This is a genomic window from Leucobacter sp. M11, assembly GCF_035726885.1.
GTDB lineage: Bacteria > Actinomycetota > Actinomycetes > Actinomycetales > Microbacteriaceae > JAPFRB01.
Genome location: NZ_JAPFRB010000004.1, coordinates 455,742 through 456,644, shown reverse-complemented (window position 1 = coordinate 456,644; position 903 = coordinate 455,742). Strand labels below are relative to the sequence as shown.

Sequence of the window (903 nt, the reverse complement as noted above, 5' to 3'; positions counted from 1 at the left end):
TCCACGCTGCCCGGGCCAGTCGTGCTCGCGTTGCCCGCGTCCATATGGTCCGCGTTCGTATTGCCCCCGTCCGTGTTGCCCAGGCGATCCGTTTCCGCGTCGCCCGCGCTCATGCTTCCGCGCCCATGTCGTCCCCCTCCGCGGCGCGCCGGGAACGCCCGGCGCGTTCAGGTCAGTGTGACAGAGCGCACCGGGGAGCGGCAAGGCTCCGAAGCTCGGCCCGCGGACCGGTCTCCGGCGCACGCCGGTTCCTGGAGTGGCTCAGGCCTCGGCGCGGTCCTCGTCGGTGTGGCTGGCCGGGCCGGTTTCGGTCGCGCCGCCCTCGTCCGACCAGTCTCGCCCCTCCTCCGCGGAGTGGGCGGGGTCCGAGATTGCGTCCTCCGGGTGCGTCTTCTTCGTGCTCACGGTGTCCATCCTTTCCTCGGGTTCCTGTGCCCGACAGCGTACGCCCCGAAGCTGAACGCCGGGTTGATTCCGGCGGGAAACACCGGGCCGTGTTCCCCGCCGTCAGGGGTTCTTGCCAGACTGGTCGGATGAGCGAATACCTTCTCGTCCCCGGACCGCCCCCTCTCGACGAGTACCGTCGGCTGCGCGCCGAAGCCGGGCTCAGTCCCAAACGAGCGGAGCAGGCAGACGGTGCCCTCGCGAACTCGTGGGCGTTCTGCCATCTCCGCTCCCCCGAGGGCGAGATCGCGGCGATGGGCCGGATCATCGGCGACGGCGGGTGGTACTTCCACATCTCCGACATCGCAACCCACCCGGAGCACCAGCGGCGCGGGCTTGGCCGCCGGGTCATGGAGTGGCTCATCGCCCAGGTGGAGGAGCGCGCCCCGGCGGGCGCGAGCATCACCCTGATGGCGGACCCGCCCGGCTTCGCACTGTACCGCGGCCTCGGCTTCGTCT

2 protein-coding genes are annotated in these 903 nt (G+C 71.1%); one reads left to right on the top strand and one right to left on the bottom strand.

The features are described from left to right. Nucleotides 1–261: 261 nt before the first annotated feature. A complete protein-coding gene (locus OOT08_RS14275) occupies nt 262–405 on the bottom strand; it encodes a hypothetical protein (protein ID WP_325093455.1) in 144 nt (47 codons plus the stop codon). A 128-nt stretch (nt 406–533) separates the two neighbouring features. Between OOT08_RS14275 and OOT08_RS14270 the strand changes: the two genes are divergently transcribed. Then, nucleotides 534–903 (top strand): GNAT family N-acetyltransferase (locus OOT08_RS14270; protein WP_325093454.1); only part of this gene is annotated, 370 nt, incomplete at its 3' end.